Genomic DNA, 23,966 nt, shown 5'->3' on the forward strand with positions numbered 1-23,966 from the left:
ACTTTAATCAGATAGGGAGGTAAATCGTTTTTAATTAATAAATGACTATTCGCTATCCTTTACTTCTATTTTCTCTGACTCTTTTATACGTAGTATGTGCTTTTCTCCACGCTCACCACGAATTTTAACTCGATCTCCAGATTTCATACCTTTGAGCTTGGCCTCATCGGCATCCAGGAAAAAGTAGCGGCCAGTCTGCTCATCTTTCAGGGAAAACTTACGCTCGGATTTTCCCGTTTCAAAATCTTCAGAGATAATTTCTTCCAAGGTGCCAGTTACAATCTCCTCTGCTTGTACAAACAGGGAGAAGCTCAATGCAAACGCTATTAGAATGAACTTTTTCATAGTATTTATCCTACGGTAACGGATTTACAGTCTAATCACTGTAACTGACTAAGATAGTGGCCGACTGTTTGTCTGAGGCCACAGATTGAAACTCAATGGTTAAGCCAATATTTGAGTCGGTAAAGCTATCTCCTGGCTCCTTGAGTTCTGCTACATGGTTAAAGAGTCTATTATCGAGATAATGAACAGATACTGAATTTTCCATATGAGACGATGGGTTCAGTATGTCATGGCCTACATGGTAGTTCACGTAGTAGTAGTCTTCTCCATTCTGACTACCCGCACTCTCAACTTTCAGCTGCTGGGGCAGGTTTCCTGAGAGCTCTCCCGCAGTCAGCTCAATAGCCTCAACCTCCACCTCTTCGGTGCTGCCGGCGTTCTGGGTTACCGTTTGGGTATATTCGGGGAATAAATCATACCAGCCCATGTACTCTCGGTGACCACTGCCAAATAAGCGCGAAGTCCAGGCATTCCCCATAAAGCTCCCATCTGTTCCATACTCGCTTTCGCCACTATCGAAGGTATCGCCATCGTTGTTGTCATCATTGCCGGCATGGCTGAGTCCAATATTGTGGCCAAGTTCATGGCCCATTATTATCTGGTCTGTATAAGCGGTAACGATGCTCCACTTACCACCAACAGAGGCGACACCAGCCCCAACCAGCCCAGCACTCTTGGCCTTTGGCGGGTAGATGTAAACACGGTGGCGCCAGTCGCTTAGGTTGATAGGGTTGTTATTGTTATCAACTAAATTGGTTTCCGCCCATTCTGTTGCATTGTCACGCCAAGTGTATCCTCCGTCTGTATATTCTCCTCCCTGGCTGGAGCGGGCTGCCGCATCGTCAACACTTAAAGTGCCACCGTCTTGGTTATCTGGGATGTTGTAAATGATACAGTCAATGGAGCTGTCTTCATTGCTACCTTCTCCATAGCAGTAATGCTCCAGGGAGCTGTCGCTGATGCGATGGCGCAGGAATTTTAGTTGTCCCAATGAATTCTTTAGGTAGGTATTATCGAGAGAGTCTTCATCGTTAAAGACCATATCTGCAATATCAGAGATATCAGTGGTATCTGTAGGTACAGCATCAGAGAAGTTCATGAAAATGAATACGATACTGCTTTCATCAGGCTCTAAAGTGACGACAGAGAAGGTAATCGATTGAGTAGTGCCATCGCTAAGTTGGAATGAAATGGTATCTTCTGTCGTTTCACCATTTTTTAAACTGTCTGCAGAATTATTCAGGCTGTATTCCCAATCTCCGTTGCTGTATAACTTGAAATCGCCGTAGGATCCGCTAAGAGTTTCCTCGACAAACTCCGGAGTATTGCCATCGACATCCTCCAAAAGGAATGTTCCTGAAGAAAATTCCTTACCTTCAACAATCAAAGTGGCCAGTGGGCTGGCGGGGTTGAACGTGTAGGCATCGTCGTAACCGGTTATGGAAATGGATATAGTGGCTTCTGAATCACTGGAGCCGATACCAATATTAAATGCGTCGGTCACTAATTCTGAGCCAGCAATTGGATCGGATAGTTCACTGTCCAAGGTATAGGTCCAGCTGCCATCGCTGGATATTTTAAGCTCTCCGTAAGTCCCTTGAAAATTTCCGGATTCAAAGGTTTGATTGCTGTTTGAGTTATCGACTAGTTGCCCTGAAACCGTTGTCTCGACATCTTCACTGACGCTGCCGTTGTCACCGCTTATGCTAGGGGAATCATCGCCGTCGTCGTCATCCGAATCTGAACTGTCATCATCATCAGAGCTGGAGCTGTCATCATCAGAGCCAGTATTGCCATCGTCATCATCGCCGTCAGAGTTTGCCCCTGAATCGCTATCGCTGCTTACTGGAGTGCCGTCAGGTTCGTTGTCATCGGAGCTTCCGCCCCCACCGCAAGCAGTAAGAAATACAGATAAACTGATAGCCGTGAGTAACTTCAGTGAATAGGTCATATCGCCTCGATAGATCCGTTAAACCAAATGTAATTGGCGCGGAGTATAAAGAGCTGTCAGTCATATTCTGTGATGGCTGGCTTGCTTTTGAGGCTGATCTTTTGCTTGAGCAAAAAATGGTGCTATCGGTCGCACCTAGAAATTTTTGTCAATAAAAATAAAGAAAATAGGTCGGAAAATAGTTGAGGATTTTAAGGTAGGAAAAAGAGTGGTTTGGGATCCTGTTGGCAAAATAAAGTTGAACGCGGTCAACTATTCGCTGTGAATAGTCGACCGCAAAAATAATCTTATTCTGCAGGGAGTCCACTCAGAAACTGTTTTAAGTGTGAGACATTGCACTCTTCGGTGTCAGCGCAGTTTTCCAGGATTTTTTTCAATTGTTGGTCGTCACTCTGTTCAGTAGCTAATTTCAAATAGTAACGTACCTGATCAAGGTTTTTTCCTGGATTATCGTCTTGACTATAGGCCTCAGCAATTTTCAGTGAAGCTATGCCGTGCCCTCTCTTTGAGGCTTCCTCGTAGAGTGACATTGCTCGATCTAGATCAACTTCTACACCAAGCCCCTGTTCATACATACGGGCTTGGTTAAAGTATCCATACTTTGAATTTTGATTCGCTGCCTGCTCGAACCAATGAAGAGCCTCGGGATAGTTGTTGAAAGAATCACTACCGGAGTCCAAATATATGAGCCCCAGCTTATTCATAGCGCTTGCTAATCCCCTCTCTGCTGCTTGAGTGTAATAATAGATTGCCTGTTCCAGGTCCTTTTCTACTCCGTTACCTGCCTCGTAGAGTCCGGCCAACCTGGCACTGGAGTTGGCTGAGCCTTCCGCAGCTGCGAGCCTATAAAGTTGTGCTGCATGGGTCGGGTTTTGTTCCACTCCATAACCATTTTCGGCGGAGTAACCCATATTGGTAATACACTCCAGGTGGCCGGCCCGTCCACACAATAAATACCAGGCATAGGCAATATCGGCGTTGGCATTTGCAATAATATTCTTGGAATGCAGGATCCCCATTTTTAATTGTGCAGGAAGATGATTGCGATATGCCGCAGCTTGATAGTCCCTGATAGATTGATTGATATTAACCGGTTGGCCATGGGCGCCTAGTTGTGTGATACGCCCTCTCTCAAAGAGTGCGGCGGGGTTTCCTGCAATTGCAGCCTCATTGAGAAGCGCCATGCCTTTACTAGTTTCTTTTTTCTTCTCCAGCAGGTAGCTGGCATAAAAAAACTGGGCTGGGGAAAAGCCGTTACCGGAAGCTTTTTGAATAAGCTGTTCAAATTGATAGTAATCATTCTGTTCAAGGTAACCAATAGCCTGGGTAAAGTGGGCTACGGGGTAACCTTTATTAGCGCTGGCTTGCAAGAATTGTGTAGCACCGGATTCATTAGCTGAGTTAAATTCCTCTGACGCAAAAAGGGAGTAGAGTTCATACTCCGCCTGGCCTTTCTTCAAGTGTTGTTCGGCACTGGAGAGTAGTGAAGTTGCTAATTCTTTATCCGGATCAATTCCCAGGCCCATAAAGGCTATATAGGCTAGGTAAACCTTCGCCTCTTCGAGCCCCAGATCCGCAGCAGCAACAAATAATTGTGCGCACTCGTTAACTGCAAATTTTTCAGTTTTGCCACTCAGACACAGCCGCCCTAAACTGATATTGGCGGAAATGGATCCCATAACAATAGCGTCCAGATAAGCCTGTTCAGCCTGTGGATACTGCCCCTCCGCATGAAACACAATGCCTTCGGCGTGTCGAGCGGCATAATCTGTAGAGGCTAGTACCTGGATCACATCTGTATAGAGCTGATCTGATGTGCCGGCAAATGGATACCGGATCGCGAGCAGTCGGTGTAGAAAGCGGGCATTATCGAAGTAGATTTTCGATACCTGATAGCCGCCTACTTCCTTTACGTTATAAACGCGGTATATAGCATTGCGACTATTTGCAAATTCAAAATAGCTATCAATAATTTCATAGCCGGATATGGTGAGCAGGTCTTCTGCATCTGCCCAGCTCCCGACCTCAAAGGCACTGTAGCTATACTCACCACTGCGTCCGGAGAGGATACCAGTAGCAATAAATTCAAACAGGTTTTTATGGTAGTTGGCTGCTTCTAACTGTCCCACAGACTCATAGCATTCTGCAGCGCTGAGATGGGGCGTTAGTGACAGGATGTTGTTGTTTGTTACGGCCTTCCAGTCCACGGCTTCACAAGACTTATCCCCAGATTCAATCGCGGATAGCTCCGCCTGGTAGCGCTCTCTGGCCGCGATATTATTCAGGGGTTGCTGAGACTCAAGATAGGCAACCCAGAAATCCTCATAAGCAACTGTATCTGGAGCGCTAGCAACTTGTTCGGTTAGCCGCCTTATTTCACTATCGCCGGGTTCGATGGAAGTGTGGGCCGCACAAGAGGCCAGTAAGTAAATAACGGGGGCAAAAAGGAATTTTTTCATTATTTACTTCCTGATCAGTGACTTAACCAGGTTTTTCATTGCCTTGCTGGTTTCCTGAGTATTCGAATTATCGCCCTTGGCCCAGAACTGATATTGAAGTGCTTCATCCAGTTTATCGAGTTGCTCCATATACTCGGCAATATCCGTATTGCGGACATGGTCCGCTTTGGATTTAAAGGCGTAGTTCACCGAGATGTTATTGCCAATATGATCGGAGGTTCTGGAGAAGGTGAACCAGGGATTGTCTATCTGTAGATCCTGGGATTCCTCTCTCCATAAAACCTCTCCAGTAATTTTGGCTACTGCTTTGTGGTTGATATCCACAGGATGTGCCAGCGCTAATGGGCTCTGGCGAATACGCTTCTGGGGGCTGGTAATATAAGAGGCGATACTGGAGCCATACAGTGAGAAAATCTTCCGAGCAGAGTTCAACTCGGCAAAATCACTGATCTCATATAGCTCCGATACCTGAAGTACATTTTCACCCCGATTGTCCTGGTGCTTGATATTGGATGTGATTTCAATACCGGGGTAGTAAGTTGCCATAAAGTTTGCGTAATTACTCTTTATGTATTCAGAGTCTGCTGACTGGAAAAATTGACGCATCTGCTCCGCTTTGAGAGCGCTGTAGGTGGACTCAACAGTTAGCCCTGCGGTATTGGCACCGGCATTGATTTCAAAATTTTCGGTGACATCCAGTTGCAGAGTGCCGTTGGCGGGATAAATCGTGGTTACTTGTTTTAATGCTCGGGTTCCCTTTCGAATGGGGAGTGCCAATTCATAATCAAAGAAGCCTTTGCTCTTGATATTGGAGCCCTGTCCGGAAGCGGTGCCGTCAACCCAATAATCTTGTCCATTGAGCTCAATGACGCTGATTACATGATCAAATGAACTGGGAGAGGGGATATCATTGGCAAGGTCACGACCGCGTCCTGAAGACACTAAAGCGGGGTAAGAGTTAACCCCCAGGTGAGACAACATGGCGGTTATTAATATGGCCTTGTCTTTACAGTCGCCATAGCGCTTATCCAAAGTCTCTCTCGGCGTTCGCGGTTGGTGTGAGTTGATTCCAAACTCGATCCCAAAGTAGCGAATATCCTCCTGAACGTAGGCAATAGCCTTGCTGACAGCTCCCTCAAGGCCTTCCTCTGCACGCCATTGATCCAATTGCCGGGTGAGTTCCTGTGGCAGGGAGAGGTCAATATCGTAGAGTGTCATTGCCCAGTCGTTTACTTCAGCCCAACTGTTATAGCCTGAATATTGGATGTAGTTGAATGGGTCATGCCAGTGAGGGTATTCCCCTTCCTGAAGTATCGGAGACACCTGCTTCAGGTCCAGTGTGTACTGGTAAGTGTCGTTATTGCGGGTAACGTTCACCGGTACTTTTTCATTGTTAAAACGGTAATTGAGCTTGTTGTCACTGGTAATTTTTACATAGCGCCTGTCGATGGCATCCGGCCATGACAAGTAGAAAGTACCAAAATCCCCGCGTTCAAAAATAGGATTGCTTCCCTCGAGTGTATAAGCGTAGGAGATTTTGTCACCGGGTCGGATATCCTCAAGAATGTAAAGCGCATTCCACATTTCAGAGTAGAGTTTGCTGGACAGCTCCTGCTCAGACTGGAATAACTTGAAGTCCTGTTTGTCCAGGCGATCAATCACTTGATCATTGCGGGTTACGGTAATTTCGTGAACGACCAGCTGCTGGAACGCGGGGTAAAAACTAATGTTCAGTTCCGATACCTGTTTAACCCCCTGCTGATTGAGGGGCTCCATCACCAGCTGAAAATAGTATTGGTGTTGTTCGTTCGTATGGGATATCTGGGAGTTACTCAGGTGATACCTAACACTGCCTTCGGGTGCAGTGACACTACTCGAGAGATCGACGGCATCCACCCAAGTGGGTGTTGGGGCTATGTTAATTTCAGGGGTAGCCTGGGCCAGCGACACAGCAAATAAGAGAGTCACAGCCAGAATTTGGCCGAAGGAACGATATTTCAAAATGAGCCTCGATTGTTATCTACAGCCTATACCGGCGGAGACAGAATAGATCTTGGGTGGGGAGTAAGCAGAAGGGGCACGCAGGGCACCCTACGATTGATTCGCTCCTGTTGAACCCTGGATCTTTCCCTATAGGGCAGTGCCTGTTGCCGTTTGGCAGCGGCGCTCCGTTACCGCTTGGTGTTGGGATCGTTTAGTGAACAGCCGGTAATATACCCCAATGGCTATGGGCTGAGTATCGGATGGGTATGACCGCTGGCGTTTTGAATAAGTTTTTCGGAGGTTCAAATTGATGAAGGCAGGGTTTGTTGTGTCCAGGCGATAAAGTGGTTAAAAAACAACCGAATCTTGAAGGTGGGAGGCCACCCAGCTTGTAAGCTGAGTGACCTGAGATCTGCTTATTGGGTTTGCTCCTGAACGGGCATTTCTTCGAGCTTAGCCTTTATCTCTTTCAGCTTTTCCTTAACTCGGGCTGCATTGTCGGGGCCCATGCGGATCATCAGCTTTTGTATTCCAGGGAGTTTTTCCAGTTTTGGATCGGCAAATTTGTAATACACCGACGGGCGTATCAATTGAATAGGGCCTTCAACATCTGGCGCTGCCAGTACATTGTCGATTGCTCCAATCACCACCTGGTGGAATGACTTGTTGCGAATCCCCAGCTCGCCGTAGGCCTGGGCTAAACGGGGGTACCAGTATTGATACAAGGTGATGATTGCATCAGTGTTAGCCAGTGCGAACAATCGTACTGGTTGGTCGTAACGGCGATAGTTCTCCGGGGATAGCTGGTAGCCTTCAGCGGATGACCCGGTAACGATGATGGGGCCGCGAATGGTTTTCAGCGGGCGATGCTTGTGAATCAGCTCACCACGGGATGCTGCGTTGGCAGCGGCCACCCATTTACGTATTACTTCGTCGGGTACCAGCCAGCGGGACAGGGCTCCGTCGGGTGCCAATGACATTAACTCGTCATATGCGGCCTTGTCGCTCTCGTTCAGGGGGGGAGGCGGCTCTCTGCCGGGCTCCTCTTCAATGACCGGCTCCTCGGGCGGTTGGGCTGGTTCCTGGCTCTCAGGTTGTGCCAGGGCTTCCGGCTCGGGAGCAGTTTGGGGTTCTTCGACAACACCGATGGTGGGAATTTCTTTTTTCTTTTCCTCGCCGGTCCAGAGCCAATAGGCTGCTGCAGCGACAACGACCACCACAATAATGCCGATGATCCACCCTTGCCTAGATTGTTGTTCCGACATTCCCTGCCTCCTTTGACTGCTAACAGAATGTGACGCTTGGACCACGACAAAGCGCTGCGGTTTCTCGCGATCTGCTGGTTTTACATTACTCTGCAAAAGCGCCGCTCGCAAAATAGTTTTACTATGGGGTAATTGCACAACCTTATCGCCGGTCTTATACCCTGCGCAGCACCTACGCCCCCGCGCGGGAGGATGTTTGATTTACTGGGCCTATTAGAGTGGCCTGGGGAGCTTCTGAATAATTCTGAGCGGCGAATAAAAGAGAGAACAATGGGAAAATTCACCAGCTTATTGATTGGCCTGATGCTGGGTGGTGTACAAGCTGCCGTGGCTGCAGAGCCGGTAGATCCTTTTTGGCGCAATGCGACAGTCTATTTTATGTTGCCGGACCGTTTTAATAACGGCGATAGCAGCAATGACTTCCCCTACGGCCGCAAAGACGATGCGGCATACCTGCGTGGCTTTGAGGGAGGGGATCTGCGCGGCGTTATCGAGAAAATTGAAGCGGGGTATTTTAATGATCTTGGAGTCGATGCTGTCTGGATGGCCCCGGTGATTGAGAACATCCATGGCTACAATGAGTCCGATAAACGCACCTACGCTTTCCATGGCTACTGGCCTAAGGACTGGACTGCCGTAGATGCCAACTTTGGTACTGAAGCAGACCTGGCGGAATTGATTGAGGTAGCTCACAGCCAGGGGATTCGCGTATTGCTGGATGTAATTCTCAATCACACCGGGCCAGTCACTGAACAGGATTCCAGATGGCCCTCGAGTTGGCTGCGTAATAGCCAGCAATGCGATTGGTCTGACTATGCCGGCAATGTTGAGTGTGCAATTCACGCGAACCTGACGGATATCCTCACGGAGAGCGAGAAAGATGTCGAGTTGCCGCCACAACTGGTGGCAAAGTGGAAAAAAGAAGGCCGCCTGCAGCAAGAGCATCGTGAACTGGATGCCTTTTTCGAGCGCACTGGCTATCCCCGCGCCCCCAAATATTACCTGATCAAGTGGTTAACCGACTGGGTGCGTGAATACGGTGTCGATGGTTTTCGTGTGGACACCGTCAAACACGTAGAGCCACAAGCCTGGGCAATACTGAAAAACGAAGCGGATATAGCCCTGGCGGAGTGGAAGGCTGAGAATCCAAAGAAGAAATTGGACGATCGCAATTTCTTTATGGTGGGTGAGGTTTACCATTTCGGCGTTAACAACTTTGGTCCCAGTGTTGGTCGCTCTTACGATTATAGCGACCGGAAAGTGGACTTTTATCAGTACGGTTTTGACAGTCTGATTAACTTCGATTTTGCCCAGGTTGCGGGCAAGCCAGCGGAGGATATTTTCTCCAGCTATTCCTCCTCCTTGAACAGTGGTGAACTAAAAGGGCTCGGTGTCCTGAATTATCTAGGCTCCCACGATGACCATCACTCATTTGACCGCGAGCGTCAGCACACACTGAGTGCCGCAAGTAAACTGATGTTGGCGCCCGGTGCAGTGCAGATATATTACGGTGATGAACTGGCGCGCCCCATGATTGATGATCGCGCATTTGGCGACGCCTCTATGCGCACCAATATGAACTGGGATGACTTGGAAAAGCCGGAAACCCGTGCATTGCTGGCTCATTGGCAGAAGCTTGGGCAGTTTCGGCGATCGCACCCGGCAGTAGGCGCTGGTGTACACCAGAAGCTGGAGGATAAGCCTTATACATTCTCCCGCACCTTATCTGGTGAGCAGCCGGTAGTTGTGGCGATGGAACTGTCCGGGGGTGAGAAGAGCGTATCAGTTAAAGGTGTGTTTGCCGATGGTATCGAACTGACCGATTACTACTCGGGTAAGCGAGCCAAAGTTGAGGATGGCAGGGTGAATTTCGATACAGAGGGAACTCTGCTACTGCTATCTGCTAAATCGCAGTAAATCCAAAAAAGAAAGCCCCTGCAGATAGCACTGCTGGGGCTTTCAGCATCCTTGAAAATGGGATGACTTAATCGTTATCCATCGTTGTTGTAGTGAACTGGTTACATACCATCACATCAACGTCTAACTGGCCAATTACACGCTCGGCAGTATTGCCACGCAGGAATGAACCGGTCTCGCCATACTGATTCATGGTTCCCATCACGACCAGGTCTGCATCGATCTCACGGGCCACATCCTCAACAACATCACTGGTATAGCCGCGCTTTACGTGAATGCGATGGGTGGGGACACCGGTTTTATCGGCAAGCTTGGCCAAAGCACCGCGATCTGGGTAGAGCATGGAATCCAGGAAGGCGTTTACGAGGTGTAGCTCTGCTCCGTAATGACCTGCGATATAGGTCGCGCGTTCGCTGATCTGGCGATTGAGCTCGCGCTGCTCGAGGGTTTTTGCCTGGTAGTTAACGGTAGCCAATACAACTTTGCGCTCATCCTTGGCGCCGGGGCGAATCAATACCACTGGGCAGCGCGCTGTTTTCAGGACTCGCCATTTGGATTCGGCGAAGGTAAAGCGACGGCTGCTCTTCGCGTGTACTGGTAGGTAGATCATTTCTGCGTTGCAACGCTTTGATTCCTGCACGATGGCCGCCTGCCAATCACTGGACCAGCAAACAGTGATCTCACAGGAAAGACCAGCTTCTGAGATGGGTTCACGAATTTGTTCACGGAACCACGACTCATCGCGAAATAGGTGGTCGTTAACTGCACGGGTATCCACCGCTTCACCATCAACTGCGACGAATACAGCCAGTCGCGGCTGAGGATTGCGTCCACGTGAAGTGATCAGGGCTCGCTCCAGAGCTACATGCTTCTCATCGTTAGGGTCCACTACAACGAATACGGTGCTTTGCTGCTCCATTTTTTCTCCTCAACTAAGCGTGTTACTGGCCAGTGCGACCTGCAGTTGACCAAGAGGTCTAATCTATCATGATGGGGTGGTCAGCCCGAGTACCTGACTGTCCCATTTGTCGAATTTGGCGCCTATCTCATCGAATAATTTTGTTGCGCATAATGGCGAAGTTGGGGGTGGGGGTATTGAGGTAGATCAAGTTTATAGGTAGCGCGTGCAAGCCCTACTACAACCAAAATGCGGGTGACCAGAATTCAAAATGTATTCTTGCCTGGTAGCGTTATTGAGAGCTGGTTGGAGTATGTTGGGATTGGAATTACTTAGAGAGTGGGGGGCTAACTACAACACCATAAGTAACTATCGGCTACAGGCTCTTTGAGTTAAGCCGTGATCGGTTCTTTTAGTCTTTCCCAAAGAAACTTACTCGGTGAAGAGGGAGCGCGCACTATACGCGCGTCCCTAGTGCTCAATTCGTAAGGTTTAGACTTCCCGATACTGGTCAATGAGCGCTTTGATATTTTTCTTAAGTACAGCGCCAATATCTCCACCTGCACCGCCCACGGACAGATCACTATCGGCGTGAGCCTTGTATTTAACATCACCGGTTTCGGAGTCCTTAACAGTCAGGACAGAGTCAACGCCTCCCTTTCCTGCGCCAAAGCCAACAGCCCAGCGCAATGCGCGATTTCCGTATTGAACCTTCACATCAAGATCAACGAGCAAAGTCTTGCCTTCAGCTTCATCTAAGGAATTGACGAGTTGATAATCGCTCTCTCTGGCAAATTCCTCGAGTTCACTGCGGGTATGGAGCTCCCAACTTTTCATTTTTTCCTGTAGGGCACTATTGTTTTTGGCTGCACTTTCATTTGAGTACACCCTTACGTCTTGTATTAATATATTTTTATAGTCTTCAAAACTTTGCGCTTGAACGTCTGTTTTTACGTGTGCGACACCACATCCGTATAAAGCTAAAAGTGTCACTGCAAGGCAAAATACCTTTATCCCTTTGAAAAATTTCATCCTTTTCCCCTTAATTTGAATATAAAAGCTGAAGCTTCACAGTAGGGATCGAGCCCTAGCTGTCTATTTCAGTTACCGGCTGAGCGGTTTTATAGTTAGTGCAGATGGAATGAACTACATGTTCACTGCCCGGTAAGTTTACAAGGAAAATACATTACTTTCTCTACTGATAAGGTGAGATCACACTTGAATGAAGCTATGGTGCCAAGTTGTAAGGTAATTTCCTTCAGATACACTATGCCAAAACTTGAGCCTGCAGTCTGAGGAACTAATCAAAATTATCTACCGCAATAGCTTAGATGCATAGCAGGTTTTGTATGGCAGATTGCCACATCTGCTGTAGGAGGTAGGTAGATAAACTAAGTGATTTGGGTGTTTAAGTGACAAATTGAAGTGTTTTTAGAAAGTTTCTATGTTTAACGCCCGCTCCTTTTGCTAGCGACTTGTAGAGAGTCCAAAACGCAAAACGTGTATTTGTACCGTCGCTTGTTATACGTATTTTTAGCTACTGACTAAACTGACACAAATCTAGTCTCTGAGTATTGAGGTAACCACATTGTGTACCTAAAACGTAGTTAGACGAAATGTAAGTCCTGAAATGTCGAAGAGGAGTAGTTCATTGACTAGTTATATGCTATTTATCAATTAGCAATTTCTTTATTCATTCTACTTGGCTCATAACGCGCTATAAAAGGTTTAAGCGTTACAGAGAAACTGCGAAGTGAAGCTCCAGCCCTGTCGGAGTGACTTTCATTAATTTATTATGAATTTTCGATATTCCAGTTGTCTACGACATTTGAGTAGATTAATTCTCTAATGCTAATTATTAACGTCGATATACCCAGGGCTAGCGCACCTATACCCAGTTTGAAAGTGTAGTCGCATAGCGAACTAGATAACTCGGCTAGCCGGAAGCAGTTTAACTTTTCGCTTAGCACCATTTCATCTTGTGCAACAGTAAATACGCCTTTGCAAAAATCTTTAATATCAAAATGAGCACAAGAAGATGCAGCACCGAGAGCGTACCATGCAACAAATCCAGATAATAAGGCAAGTGAAAGAAAAGTTACTTGCCGCTTGCTAAATTTCAATTACTGCCTCCATTTACACTTGTCGAACAGTCGAGTAATTTCTTGTAAGCCCAGCGCACATAATGCAGGATTATGTCGATTTTCTCGATATCCTGGATGCAATATTACTCTAGACTACGGTAAACAAGGCATTACTACAGCTATAACGGAGCTGTGTAAACATCCAAATCATATGGAGACGCTATAGCTATAGAGTTGGCTGAAGAGCTTGCTCGTGGAGATAGACCTTGAGGTCGGGCGATTGAACAGGTGGGGGAAGGTTGGGTGGCTGAAGAGGCTCTTGTTATTTCAGTTTACTGTGCCCTTAAAGCTCCAAGCTTCAAAGAAGCGTTGCTGATGGCTGTTAATCACGATGGCGATTTAGATTCTACAGGCTCTATTAGCGGAATCCTGATTGGTGCCAATTAGGGTGTGGGTGCAATTCTTGCAAACTGGTTGGCTCAACTTGAGCTATCTGATGAGATATCAGAAATAGGTCAGGATCTACTGGAGTTTCGAGATTGGCCTGTAAGTGAGTTTGATGAACACTGCGATTATGCTCATGGAATAACTAAGAAATATCTGGGGTATTAATTTCTATCTATCTAGAGTCATCGCTAAGAAGTGCTCACATACCGTCATTACTTCAAGCATTTAAAGCTAGAGTTGTGAGTGATTCTGTTTTCCCGTCTGTTTAAATTTTGGTCTTAAAAGCCAAATTCTCTTCGCTATTTAGACCTGTAGCACAAATATCTACTACGCCCCCTATAGGGAGGATGTGCTCTCAAGCACTGATTATTAGCCTTCCAAATGCCCGAATAGTTGTAATTTCGGGTTTGCAGTAGCACAGGAGGTGCATATTACCGCTGCTGTTCGGTATCTGTTCACACACTACCGGTTTATTGATGCCTTTGGTGGTCTGTGGATATCTCAGGATGAGTGATCAATTGGTCGGGTATTGAAATCCAGCGGTTTAGATACTGCGTAGTTGGGGTTTCCAAATATCCGGCTTGAATTGCAAAAAATAATAAATGGTCACCTGTGATGATAAGCCTGAACTTTTCTTCGCCGCTTGCGGTGCTTCCCACAGATTCTTTTCTTGAGCGAATGCCTATTGGTTGTGTCGCCTGAGGAGAATATTTCTAGCCCCTACTGTGGGGCGAATGCAATCCAAGTATTTGCAAGTGCCTGGGAAAAGGTGTGCTTATAAGTTGACCCTACTTATGTAGAAATGGAGAACCATTAATCATTGGTAGGCAACTGCCTCCGGGGTTCTCTTTATACAAAAAAGATAACGACTACAGATGAGAGAAAAAGGAAAGCTAAAATGAAAAAACAATTTCCGTTAAAAGGGCTTCTGGGAGGCGCGAGTATCGTACTCGGAGCCATTTCCAGTACCCATGCCAGCGCAGGTACAGCCTTTGTACACCTGTTTGAATGGAGCTGGAATGATATCGCCAGTGAATGTGAGGAGTTCCTGGGGCCGAAAGGTTTTGATGCGGTGCAGATCTCCCCGCCCCATGAACATATCAGCCACTCCACCTGGTGGGCGCGCTACCAGCCGGTTTCCTACACTAACCTGACCAGCCGCAGCGGTACTGAGGCTGAGTTACAGAGCATGATCAGCCGCTGTAATGCGGCGGGTGTAAAAGTCTACGCAGATGTAGTCATCAACCATACGGCGGCCTGGAATGGTGGAGGCACGGGTTGGGGTGGCACCGAGTGGACACTGTTGAATCACCCCGGTGAGTTTTCCTCTTGGGATTATCACTCCGATTGCACTATTGATAACTATAGCGATGCAAATAATGTCTGGAATTGCCGCTTGAGTGGACTTCCAGATTTGGATACTGGTTCCAGTTATGTTCAGCAGACCCTGGCCGATTACCTAAATAAATTACAGGGTATGGGCGTTGATGGTTTCCGTGTAGATGCGGTTAAGCATATGTCTCCCAGCGATATGTACAGCATCATGAGTAAAGCTGGTAATCCCTGGATCTTTTCTGAAGTTATCGGCGCAGCTGGCGAAGCCTCTGAAATCCAGCCATCAAATTATACATTCCTGGGCCGTGTGACTGAATTTAAGTACGGCACTGATGTAGCGAGTAATTTTAACGGACAAATTAAAAACCTCGCCAGTATTGGCGAGAGTTGGGGACTTTTATCTTCCAGCGATGCAGTTCACTTTATTGACAACCACGATCGTGAACGTGGCCACGGGGGTGGCGGTAACCTGACCTATCACGATGGCTACAAGTATAACCTGGCCAATGTTTTTATGTTGGCACACCCCTATGGCTATCCGAAGGTAATGTCAGGTTATGACTTTACCGATACGGATATTGGTCCCCCCAATACTGGTCCGGAGAGTTGTGAAAACAACGAATGGGTATGTCAGCACCGATGGGGCAATATTGCCAATATGGTGGGTTTCCGTAACTACACCGACGGCACCAGTATGGAAAGTTGGTGGGATAACGGAGATAACCAGATTGCCTTTGGACGCGGTGATAAAGGCTATGTCGTTATCAATAACGAGGGCAACTCTCTCAGCCAGACACTGTATACAGGCCTTCCTGCTGGGGACTACTGCAATGTCCTGGCGGGAGATGATGAGTGCAGCGGCGACGTTATTTCCGTAGGCAGCAATGGCTATGCAACTTTCAATGTTGCAGCTTATTCCGCTGCTGCCATTCACGGTGGGCAGCTATCTGGTCCCTGTGGTGATGAATGTTCTGGTACAGGTTTCCCCAGCCTTTATTTCCGTGGCACAGCAAATAATTGGGAAGCGACGGCTTTTGAATTGGTAGCAGATAATACCTGGCAATTGGTGGTTAATTTTGATGGCCAGGCGGACCAACGCTTTAAGTTGGATATCTATGGTGACTGGGCCGAAAATTACGGTGACGATGGTGCTGATGGCACGCTGGATCAAACCGGAGAAGATATCTATACCTCTGTAACCGGTAACTACTTAATTGAAGTAAATGATGAGACTCTGGCCTATTCGATCACCGAGGTCTCTTCCCAGCAAGCACCCACTGCAAGTGTGACTCCAGTATCCAGCACAATAGAAGTCAATCAGAGTGTCACCCTGGATGCCAGCAGCTCTACTGATAGCGACGGTAGTGTGATTTCCTATAGCTGGAGCAGTGGTGGTAGTTCTTCCTCGAAAACTTTGAGCTTCGCCAGTGCGGGCACTTATACCGAGACAGTCACTGTTACTGACAACGATGGCTTAACCGATAGTGCTACGGCAACCATTACCGTGACTGATCCCAATGCTGGTTATGCTCAAAACTTTACGGCATTAAATTTCCGCGGTACGCCCAATAGCTGGGGCACTCAGGCGATGACCCTCGTTGCAGATAATACCTGGCGTGCCACTGTGGTGTTTGATGGCAGCAGTAACCAGCGCTTTAAGTTTGATGTCAGCAGTGACTGGGCTGAAAACTACGGGGATAACAATGCGGACGGCTCTCTGGAGCAGGGTGGGGATGATATCTACACCGATGTATCAGGTACCTATATTGTTGAGGTTAATGATGAAACCCTGAGCTACAGCCTGACCTGTGCAGACTGTGGTAGTTACGCATCCAACTTTTCCTCACTTTATTTCCGTGGCACACCAAATAGTTGGGGTGCTGATGCTATGGAATTAGTGGCCGACAACACCTGGGAAATCCAGGTAAATTTTGATGGTCAATCGCAGCAGCGTTTCAAGTTCGATGTTAATGCTGACTGGAGTGAAAACTACGGCGATAGCGACTCCGATGGCGACTTGGAGCAGGGTGGGTCTGATATCTACACTTCTGTAAGCGGAAGCTACAAGGTGCAGGTGAATGATCAAACCATGATTTATAGTGTGATTGCACTGTAATTGATAAGAGCCTGCAGGCCAGGAAGTTGGTCTGCAGGCTTCTTTAGTTATTTATTTTCTTTAGCCAGCAGTGCTTGTTGTAACGCCTGCAATTTTGCAATCTCTTCTTGATTTAACTCTGGGTTCGATTCACAACGAGGATCGGTTTTTTGCAGTAAGGCCAGTATTTCTTTTGTCAGTGGTATGGGTTCACAGCCGTGTCCGGTCTCGCAAATTAAATCCCACTGCGGTTTGGCCTGGACATGACAGGCAAAGCAGTTACCTCCAAAACGGTTAACTACATCAACAAAACCTCGCTTACGGATTTTGCTGCCTTCCTCAGAAACATCCAGTTCAAAAAACTCCCAATCTTTAGTGGCGGGGTTAAAGCCTTTTTGGTGTTTGACCATCACTTCCCCGGGTACTAACTGGACCACTGATCCAGGAGGATAAACACCTCCAGTGCTGGAGTTTGCGACCTCTAGAGTCCCATCCAGATCTCCCAGTAAATTATCCACATAAAACCCCCGCACCTTGGTCATATCTCGGATGCAGTTAAAAGTCTCGTTTGTCACCTGGATAGGTGCTTCGCTCTGTTCAGCCTTGTTAGTTTCAGCCATTGCAGGAAGTGCTACTGATGCTAAAAGTGCAGCCAAAATTAGGTTTAGTAGTGAAAAATAGCGGCTATGTTGTCGGTTCATAATGTCCCCTTGCATATCAATTTCGGCTTTTATTTAAATTGTGCACAATATAATTGTGAGCAATATACATGGAGTAGTGTTTATGTCAAGCGAGTTACCTGATGAGTATGGTTAGGAATTGTCGGGATTATGTTGTGAGAAAGGGGGTAGGGTGGGTATAAATTGCTGTGCTTAAGCGCTCTTGGAGGGGAGTAATCCCCTCCAGGGCTGAGTGGCTATTTCTGGGGGGCAGTGGATATTGCAAAGATATGGCTTTCGTAGGGGGCCAACTGGATCTTTGTGGAGGCTTGGTCTTTTTCCAAGATAAGGTTTGCCACCTTATTGGATATCTGGCTTTCAGCCAGGTAGCTGCCCGGTTGTAGTTTCCAGGCCTCTAGAAGTGCTGTAGGCAACTGAAAATCAAACTCCACTGCCCTGTTATCGAAGTTGGCGATTACCAACAATTTTTCATGTTCGTTCCAGCGGGCAAAGGAAAATTGTTTTTCCCCATAGCCTGAGTTTTGCTTGCGGTTGTAGCTGTGCAAGTCCAGGTAATCGCCAAGTAAGGCCGGGCTCTGTTTGGAGAAATTAAGCAGGCGTTGGTAGAAGCTGCGCAGCTCTTTTTCTTCTTTTGTCAGCAGTGCAGTGTCAAAAGCGCCCTCATTGTTCCAGCGGCGCACACTGGGTACTGACCAGTAGTCGAAAATGGTGGTGCGGCTGGCTTTGCCGAAGCCGGTATCTTTGTTGGCGGGTTCTCCTAACTCCTGGCCAAAGTAAACCAAGGTAGGGGCTGGAGAGAGCGTGGCAGACACCAGCATTGCAGGTTTGCCTGCCTCTGGGTTGCCAGAAAATTGTGCGCTGGCAATACGCTGCTCGTCGTGGTTCTCCATAAAGCGCAACATATGAGAGGAAATATCTACCAGGCTTGCCTGTACCTCTGCGATTTTATCTGCGCTGCCCTTGTTCTCCATGACCGCACGAATAGCATCGTAAGTACCGACTTTATCGTAGAGATAATCCATTTTGCCCAGCTGCAGATAATCCCGATAGCGCTCTGGAGTATAGATTTCGGCAAGTAGCAGTGTGTTGGGGTTGCGCATTTTGATGGAGGAATTCAGGTAGCTCCAGAATTCTACCGGCACCATACCGGCCATATCATAGCGGAATCCGTCCACGCCAAAGTCCAGCCAGTAGTGGGCGATATCGCGGAATTTTTTCCAGGTATCCGGGACTTTCTTGTCTGCCCAAAACTGGGCGTGGGCCCGGTAGTCGCGCTCGGCATACTCCTGGGGTAGCTCAGAAAAGTTCTTGCTGTTATCGGGGCGAACGCCAAAATTAATTTTGACGGTTTCATACCAGTCGTGCATGGCAGGTTGTGCACTGCGCGCGCCGTTACCGGTCCATTTGGCTGGACTTTCTATAAATTGCCCATCGACAAGGTCATTTGCCTCGCCATTGAGAGGCTGATAACTGTCTTCTGCAACGGGCACGCGGAAGTCTTCGCCCACCACATAGTAGAAATTGTTGTTGCGGGCATAGGTGACCTGGGTGTTGTCGCCAGCTCCAAAATCCTGCACGCCTTGGGGCTTATCGAGAGAATGATAGGCGCGGGCTACATGGTTAGGCACTATATCGATAATTACTTTCAGGCCGGCCGCGTGGCTGCGTTCCACCAGTGCGCGGAATTCCTGTAATCGCTCTGCTGGGTTATTGGCCAGGTCTGGGTTTACGCTGTAGTAATCCTTGATGGCATAGGGAGAGCCGGCGCGGCCTTTGACCACATCTGGATCATCGTTACTGATACCGTATTCGGTGTAGTCGCCGACGAGCGCGTGGTGCAGGGCGCCGGTGTACCAGATATGGGTGGCGCCCATCGCGTGGATTTCATTCAGTGCTTTTGGGGTAAAGTCGGAGAACTTGCCCACACCATTCTCTTCGAGTGTGCCCCAGGGTTTGTTGGTACTGTTAGTGTTGCCAAATAAGCGCGGTAGCACTTGGTAGATAACGGCTTTTTTCTCCGCAACTTTTTCAGCGGGTTGTAATTCTTCCGGGCTGCTATCCTGGCTGCAGCCGGCAGTGCCGAATAGAGCAGCACCCAGTAGGGAAGCCGAAAGGAGTTTGGCAATAAACAGGGAATGTAACTTCTTCATTGTTTCCTGATGACTTTAAATTTTTTTGTCAGTGAACAGCGGTTTGCTGAATTATTGATTTTTGAGCATTAAATCCAGCGGTTCTTTGTGCCAGTCAAATTTAACCAGCAGTTGCTGCTTGCGCTTGTTGTACCAGGCCCCACGGGGTGCCTGAGCAAAGTCTTTTTCACTGTCGAAAATAGGCAGGGATTCGCCGGTAACATCAAGCTGCGCAGGCACTTGTTGCCAGTTGTGGATCTTTAAATTGACCTTGCGGGATTCCGGCATACCGGTATAACCGTCTCCTTCTCGATTAAAGGCGAAGGTTAAACCCTGCTGTTTGTTTTCAGCTGAGAAATGCAGCTTCTCGTATTTGCCTTTTTCAAAAGCCTGTGCGGTAGCGCCATCATCTTCATAAACATAGCGCTCGGACTTTGCTGCTGATGAGTGCGCGTAGTAGTCCAGGGTCAGGTTTTTACTGGAGTAATCACGACTGCTGTGGACATCGTCAATGGTGGGAATAATGGCGCCGGCCCGCACCAGTACAGGAATCGTTTTCAGGTTCACTTCTACCAGGGCCTGATCGCCAGAATATTGTTCATCAGTCCAGTAATCGAACCAGGTGCCGCCGGGCAGCTTTACCGCGACCTCATCCACATCTTCTTCCACGACTGGGGCAACGAGGAAATCTTGACCCCACAGGTAGGCATCCTTGTAGTCCAGGAGAGATAGGTCACTTTCGTTTTCGAAAAACAGCGGGCGCATCAGTGGCATGCCGGTCTGGCTGTTTTCGAAGGCGAGGGTGTAGTTGTAGGGCAGCAGGCGATAGCGCAGTTTTACATATTCGCGCAGGATATCGCGGGTGCGGCGGTCGTGGAAAACCGGTTCGGAAGCAATATGATCCTGGGCGTGCGGGCGGTAAACCGGTTGGAATACGCCGTACTGTAACCAGCGGATATAGAGTTCGCGGTCAAATTTCTCACCGCCGGCAAAGCCACCCAGGTCTGAATGGGTGTAGCCAAAACCCAGCAAGCCCATGCTCAGAGCCAATTCCACCTGGGGCTGTAAGCCACCCCATTCCCGAGCGACGTCGCCGGTCCAGGGGATCATGCCGTAGCGCTGGGAGCCGGCAAAACCGGCGCGCATCATAATAAAGGGGCGGCGCTCTGGGTATTTTGCCGTTTGGCGTTCGTGCAGTAATTGCGCCCAGGCGTGGCCGAAGGCGTTGTGGATTTCATCGGCCATACCGATTGCGTGAACGGTATCGGAGGGGTGAACTTCCGGCTCACCCAGGTCGCCCCACCAGCCGGCTACGCCCTGTTCCAATAATCCGTCGTAAATATTCCAGAACCAGTCGCCGCCATCTTCAGAGAAGACATCGATCAGGCCGGTATTGCCGAAGTAGAAATCAAAACGCTTGGGTTCTCCGGTCAGGTTTTTGGCCAGGGCATTATTCGCCACGGCTTCCTGCCAGCGTTCGGAGGTGGAGAGGACAAAAGGCTCGGTCACCAGGATGGTATTGATGCCGCATTTTTTAAGGTCAGCCATCATCTTTTCTGGTTCGGGAAAGGCTTCCTTGTCCCAGGCAAGATTGCCCATATGACCCTTTATATCTGGGCCAAACCAGTAGAGGTCCAACACCAGGGCGTCCAGGGGGAAATCTTCTTCGGCAAACTTATCCACGGTTGCGCGGACTTCAGCTTCGCTGTGATAGCCAAAGCGGGAGGCGAAGTTACCCAAGGCCCAACGGGGTGGCAGGGGCTGTTTGCCAGTTGTGGATACATAATTCTCCAGCAACTGTGGATAAGTATCACCGGCTACCACGATGTAAGCGGTGCGCCCGGCTACGGCTTCAAATTGCAGGATATCTTCTTCGTTTGCGCCCAGATCCAGGGTGCCGGTGGCAGAGTTGTCGAACAGCAGAATGTATTTGTTGCTGGACAGTACTGCTGGCAGGGAAAAATACATCTGGTTGGATTCGGTGGTGTATCCGTAATGGGCACGGTTATACAGAGGGAGGCGTTGACCGCGACGGTCCATCCCCATAACCCGCTCTCCGCCGCCCAGCAGTTTTTCCTCTGGCGACAGTGCGAAACGGAATCCGCGCATCGTCTCGGTGGCAAAGAAACCACTCTCTTCACTCAGGATTTGTTCGCTACCGCGCAAGTACTCGATTCGGAAGGGAGACTTGTGGATGACTGCAGTAAGCGAGCCAGTGCGGTAAACGAGCTTGTCCCCTTTTTGCTTCAGCGTAGCCTCGGGTCGGCCGGCAGAATCGCTGGCCAACGCAAATGAGGGCAACTGCTTCAGGCCTTCGCGGCGATAGTGCACCGATAGCGCTGACGGACCAACCGGGGTGAGGGTGACCTCGCCCTCACTCGTCTGTACAGTTAGTGAGTCTTCGCTCATGGTGTGATCGCGGTAGTTGCGCTGTTCAGCGGCCAGGGATTGAGCGCTCAGGCAGAGTGTAGCTGCGAGACACACCAGGCGCAGGAGTGGGAGTTTTAGGATCATCGCGCGGGACTTCAGTTGCTTGATTAGGATTCACAGTTTCGTGTTGGCCCGGCGTATACGCATGGGCCTGAGTTTATCCTAAAGCGAAGGATCTGGCCCGCATCCTCCCCTATGGGGGAGGATGGATGCTCCGGGAGAGCGTGTGAGAATGGCAGAATAAGCATAACTAGTGATGCGGTGACCTCTATGACCCAATCAGCAAGCAGCGCCATTGCGCCGCAAGCCCAGCAACCGCGCTTGCCCTTTTGGCAGGTGTGGAATGTCAGTCTAGGTTTTCTCGGGGTGCAATTTGGCTTTTCTCTGCAAAATGCCAATGCCAGTAGAATCTTGTCTGATCTGGGGGCGGACCTTCACTCCCTGTCTCTATTCTGGATAGTGGCGCCGCTCATGGGACTGATCGTACAGCCGATCGTGGGTTCAGCTTCGGACCGGACCTGGAGTCGCTTCGGTCGCCGCAACCCCTTTATCCTTTTTGGTGCCATCGCCGCAGCCCTGGGGATGGCGTTTATGCCCAATGCCGGGATTGTGGTGGCGATAGTGGCCCCAATTATCTTTGGCGGCGTTATGTTGGCCCTGATGGACGCGGCCTTTAACGTTACCATGCAGCCTTTCCGCGCCCTGGTATCCGACATGGTGCCATCAGAGCAGCGCACCCTGGGTTACTCGATACAGTCTTTGCTGATTAACATTGGCGCCATCTTCGGCTCCATGTTGCCATTCATCCTGACTAATGTGATTGGTCTGGAAAATACCGCTCGTGCGGGAGAGGTGGCGCCCTCCGTTATATGGGCTTTCTATATCGGCGCCACAGTGCTGCTGGGCAGTGTGTTGTGGACTGTGCTGCGCACCAAGGAGTATCCGCCGGAGCAGTACAATGCCTATAAAGGTCTCGACTCCGCACAACTTGAGTGGGAGAGACAGCAAAAACCCCCACTTGCAAAGCGCTTGATCGGTTTTTTCCAGCTGCTAATTAAAATGCCGCGCACTATGCGCCAGCTGGCCCTGGTGCAATTCTTCTCCTGGTTTGCCCTGTTTATTATGTGGGTTTACACCACGCCCGCGATCACTCAACACGTTTGGGGAGTGGAAGCCAAGTGGTTTGATCCCGCCTATCTGGAAAGTGTCAAAGAAATTCCCGCACATATCGCTGCCGCTAAGGGTGCTGCCGGTGACTGGGTAGGAATTATTTTTGCTGCTTACTCCCTGTTTGCAGCGATCTTCTCTATTGTCCTGGCCCGTTTGTCTCAGGTGCTGGGGCGTAAGCTCACTTATTCCCTATCGCTGGCACTGGGCGGTTTGGGATACATCAGCTTCCTGTTCTTCCAGGGGGGCGATCCCACACAGGTGAATCTGTTGATTACAGAAGTTTCCGTACCCAGTGGCGCCCTGGGATTATTGCTACCGATGGTGGGTGTGGGCATTGCCTGGGCCGCTATTCTGGCGATGCCCTATGCGATCCTCTCCGACTCACTGCCGGCGGATAAGACCGGTGTTTATATGGGGATTTTTAATTTCACTATCGCCGCACCACAAATTGTTTCTGCCCTGGTAGCTGGCTTGATATTGAAAACAGTTTTCGAAAACCAGGCAATTTACATCATTGTTCTGGCGGGGGTGTGTATGTTGCTTGGCGCTATATCGGTGGCGCTGGTGAGGGAGAGTTCAGAACCCGAGCCCGCATTAAAGGCAACTACTACAGCTTGATAAAAAGTTGTAAAAGATTGTTAAAAAAGCCCCTATTTGGGGCTTTTTTATTGCCGGGATTCCAGGTTTTCCCAAATTTTTCGCATTTATGAGGCTGCGGAGTTTTATGGCGGCATTTTGACAGTCTGGTGTGAGCGTACCTAGACTGGGCGAATCTCAC

The 23,966-nt window shown here is 48.9% G+C and carries 15 protein-coding genes; 4 read left to right on the forward strand and 11 right to left on the reverse strand.

What is annotated here, in order from left to right:
* Positions 1–45: 45 nt before the first annotated feature.
* The 5 genes from ACJJIS_RS01390 to ACJJIS_RS01410 form a co-directional block, all read right to left on the reverse strand.
* The gene (locus ACJJIS_RS01390) at positions 46–345 is read right to left on the reverse strand and encodes a hypothetical protein (RefSeq protein WP_444895935.1); all 300 of its coding nucleotides are present in this window, start codon (positions 343–345) and stop codon (positions 46–48) included.
* Positions 346–376: 31 nt separating this feature from the next.
* On the reverse strand, positions 377–2,296 hold the full coding sequence (locus ACJJIS_RS01395) for a VCBS domain-containing protein (RefSeq protein WP_475709291.1): 1,920 nt from the start codon (positions 2,294–2,296) through the stop codon (positions 377–379).
* Positions 2,297–2,583: 287 nt separating this feature from the next.
* Entirely contained in the window at positions 2,584–4,755 is a 2,172-nt protein-coding gene (locus ACJJIS_RS01400; protein ID WP_475709292.1) for a tetratricopeptide repeat protein, read from the reverse strand.
* 3 nt (positions 4,756–4,758) lie between these two features.
* Positions 4,759–6,756, reverse strand: coding sequence for a DUF3857 domain-containing transglutaminase family protein (locus ACJJIS_RS01405; RefSeq protein ID WP_475709293.1), 1,998 nt, complete (start codon positions 6,754–6,756; stop codon positions 4,759–4,761).
* 398 nt (positions 6,757–7,154) lie between these two features.
* A complete protein-coding gene (locus ACJJIS_RS01410; protein ID WP_475709294.1) occupies positions 7,155–8,003 on the reverse strand; it encodes a DUF3014 domain-containing protein in 849 nt (282 codons plus the stop codon).
* Positions 8,004–8,273: 270 nt separating this feature from the next.
* Between ACJJIS_RS01410 and ACJJIS_RS01415 the strand changes: the two genes are divergently transcribed.
* Entirely contained in the window at positions 8,274–9,920 is a 1,647-nt protein-coding gene (locus ACJJIS_RS01415) for an alpha-amylase family glycosyl hydrolase (protein ID WP_475709295.1), read from the forward strand.
* A gap of 67 nt (positions 9,921–9,987) precedes the next feature.
* On the opposite strand, the gene ACJJIS_RS01420 is transcribed toward ACJJIS_RS01415, so the two are convergent.
* The 3 genes from ACJJIS_RS01420 to ACJJIS_RS01430 all read right to left on the reverse strand — a co-directional run bounded on the left by ACJJIS_RS01420 (position 9,988) and on the right by ACJJIS_RS01430 (position 12,941).
* Positions 9,988–10,839, reverse strand: a complete 852-nt coding sequence (locus ACJJIS_RS01420; RefSeq protein WP_475709296.1) for a universal stress protein — start codon at positions 10,837–10,839, stop codon at positions 9,988–9,990.
* 471 nt (positions 10,840–11,310) lie between these two features.
* Positions 11,311–11,850, reverse strand: a complete 540-nt coding sequence (locus ACJJIS_RS01425) for a hypothetical protein (protein WP_475709297.1) — start codon at positions 11,848–11,850, stop codon at positions 11,311–11,313.
* A gap of 761 nt (positions 11,851–12,611) precedes the next feature.
* Positions 12,612–12,941, reverse strand: a complete 330-nt coding sequence (locus tag ACJJIS_RS01430; RefSeq protein ID WP_444911623.1) for a hypothetical protein — start codon at positions 12,939–12,941, stop codon at positions 12,612–12,614.
* Between the two features lie 249 nt (positions 12,942–13,190).
* On the opposite strand from ACJJIS_RS01430, the gene ACJJIS_RS01435 reads away from it, so the two are divergent.
* Positions 13,191–13,349, forward strand: coding sequence for an ADP-ribosylglycohydrolase family protein (locus ACJJIS_RS01435; RefSeq protein ID WP_444907129.1), 159 nt, complete (start codon positions 13,191–13,193; stop codon positions 13,347–13,349).
* 898 nt (positions 13,350–14,247) lie between these two features.
* Complete coding sequence (locus ACJJIS_RS01440; RefSeq protein WP_475709298.1) at positions 14,248–16,800, forward strand: alpha amylase C-terminal domain-containing protein; 2,553 nt, start codon at positions 14,248–14,250, stop codon at positions 16,798–16,800.
* Between the two features lie 47 nt (positions 16,801–16,847).
* Here ACJJIS_RS01440 and ACJJIS_RS01445 read toward each other — a convergent pair whose 3' ends face one another.
* The 3 genes from ACJJIS_RS01445 to ACJJIS_RS01455 all read right to left on the reverse strand — a co-directional run bounded on the left by ACJJIS_RS01445 (position 16,848) and on the right by ACJJIS_RS01455 (position 22,102).
* Positions 16,848–17,480: a hypothetical protein gene (locus tag ACJJIS_RS01445; RefSeq protein ID WP_475709299.1), complete on the reverse strand. Its 633-nt coding sequence runs from the start codon at positions 17,478–17,480 to the stop codon at positions 16,848–16,850.
* A gap of 215 nt (positions 17,481–17,695) precedes the next feature.
* The gene (locus tag ACJJIS_RS01450; RefSeq protein ID WP_475709301.1) at positions 17,696–19,609 is read right to left on the reverse strand and encodes an alpha-amylase family glycosyl hydrolase; all 1,914 of its coding nucleotides are present in this window, start codon (positions 19,607–19,609) and stop codon (positions 17,696–17,698) included.
* A 51-nt stretch (positions 19,610–19,660) separates the two neighbouring features.
* A complete protein-coding gene (locus tag ACJJIS_RS01455; RefSeq protein ID WP_475709302.1) occupies positions 19,661–22,102 on the reverse strand; it encodes a glycoside hydrolase family 31 protein in 2,442 nt (813 codons plus the stop codon).
* A 186-nt stretch (positions 22,103–22,288) separates the two neighbouring features.
* Between ACJJIS_RS01455 and ACJJIS_RS01460 the strand changes: the two genes are divergently transcribed.
* On the forward strand, positions 22,289–23,806 hold the full coding sequence (locus ACJJIS_RS01460) for an MFS transporter (protein ID WP_475709303.1): 1,518 nt from the start codon (positions 22,289–22,291) through the stop codon (positions 23,804–23,806).
* Positions 23,807–23,966 lie beyond the last annotated feature (160 nt).

This window comes from Microbulbifer maximicatervae (SeqCode), from assembly GCF_056231245.1.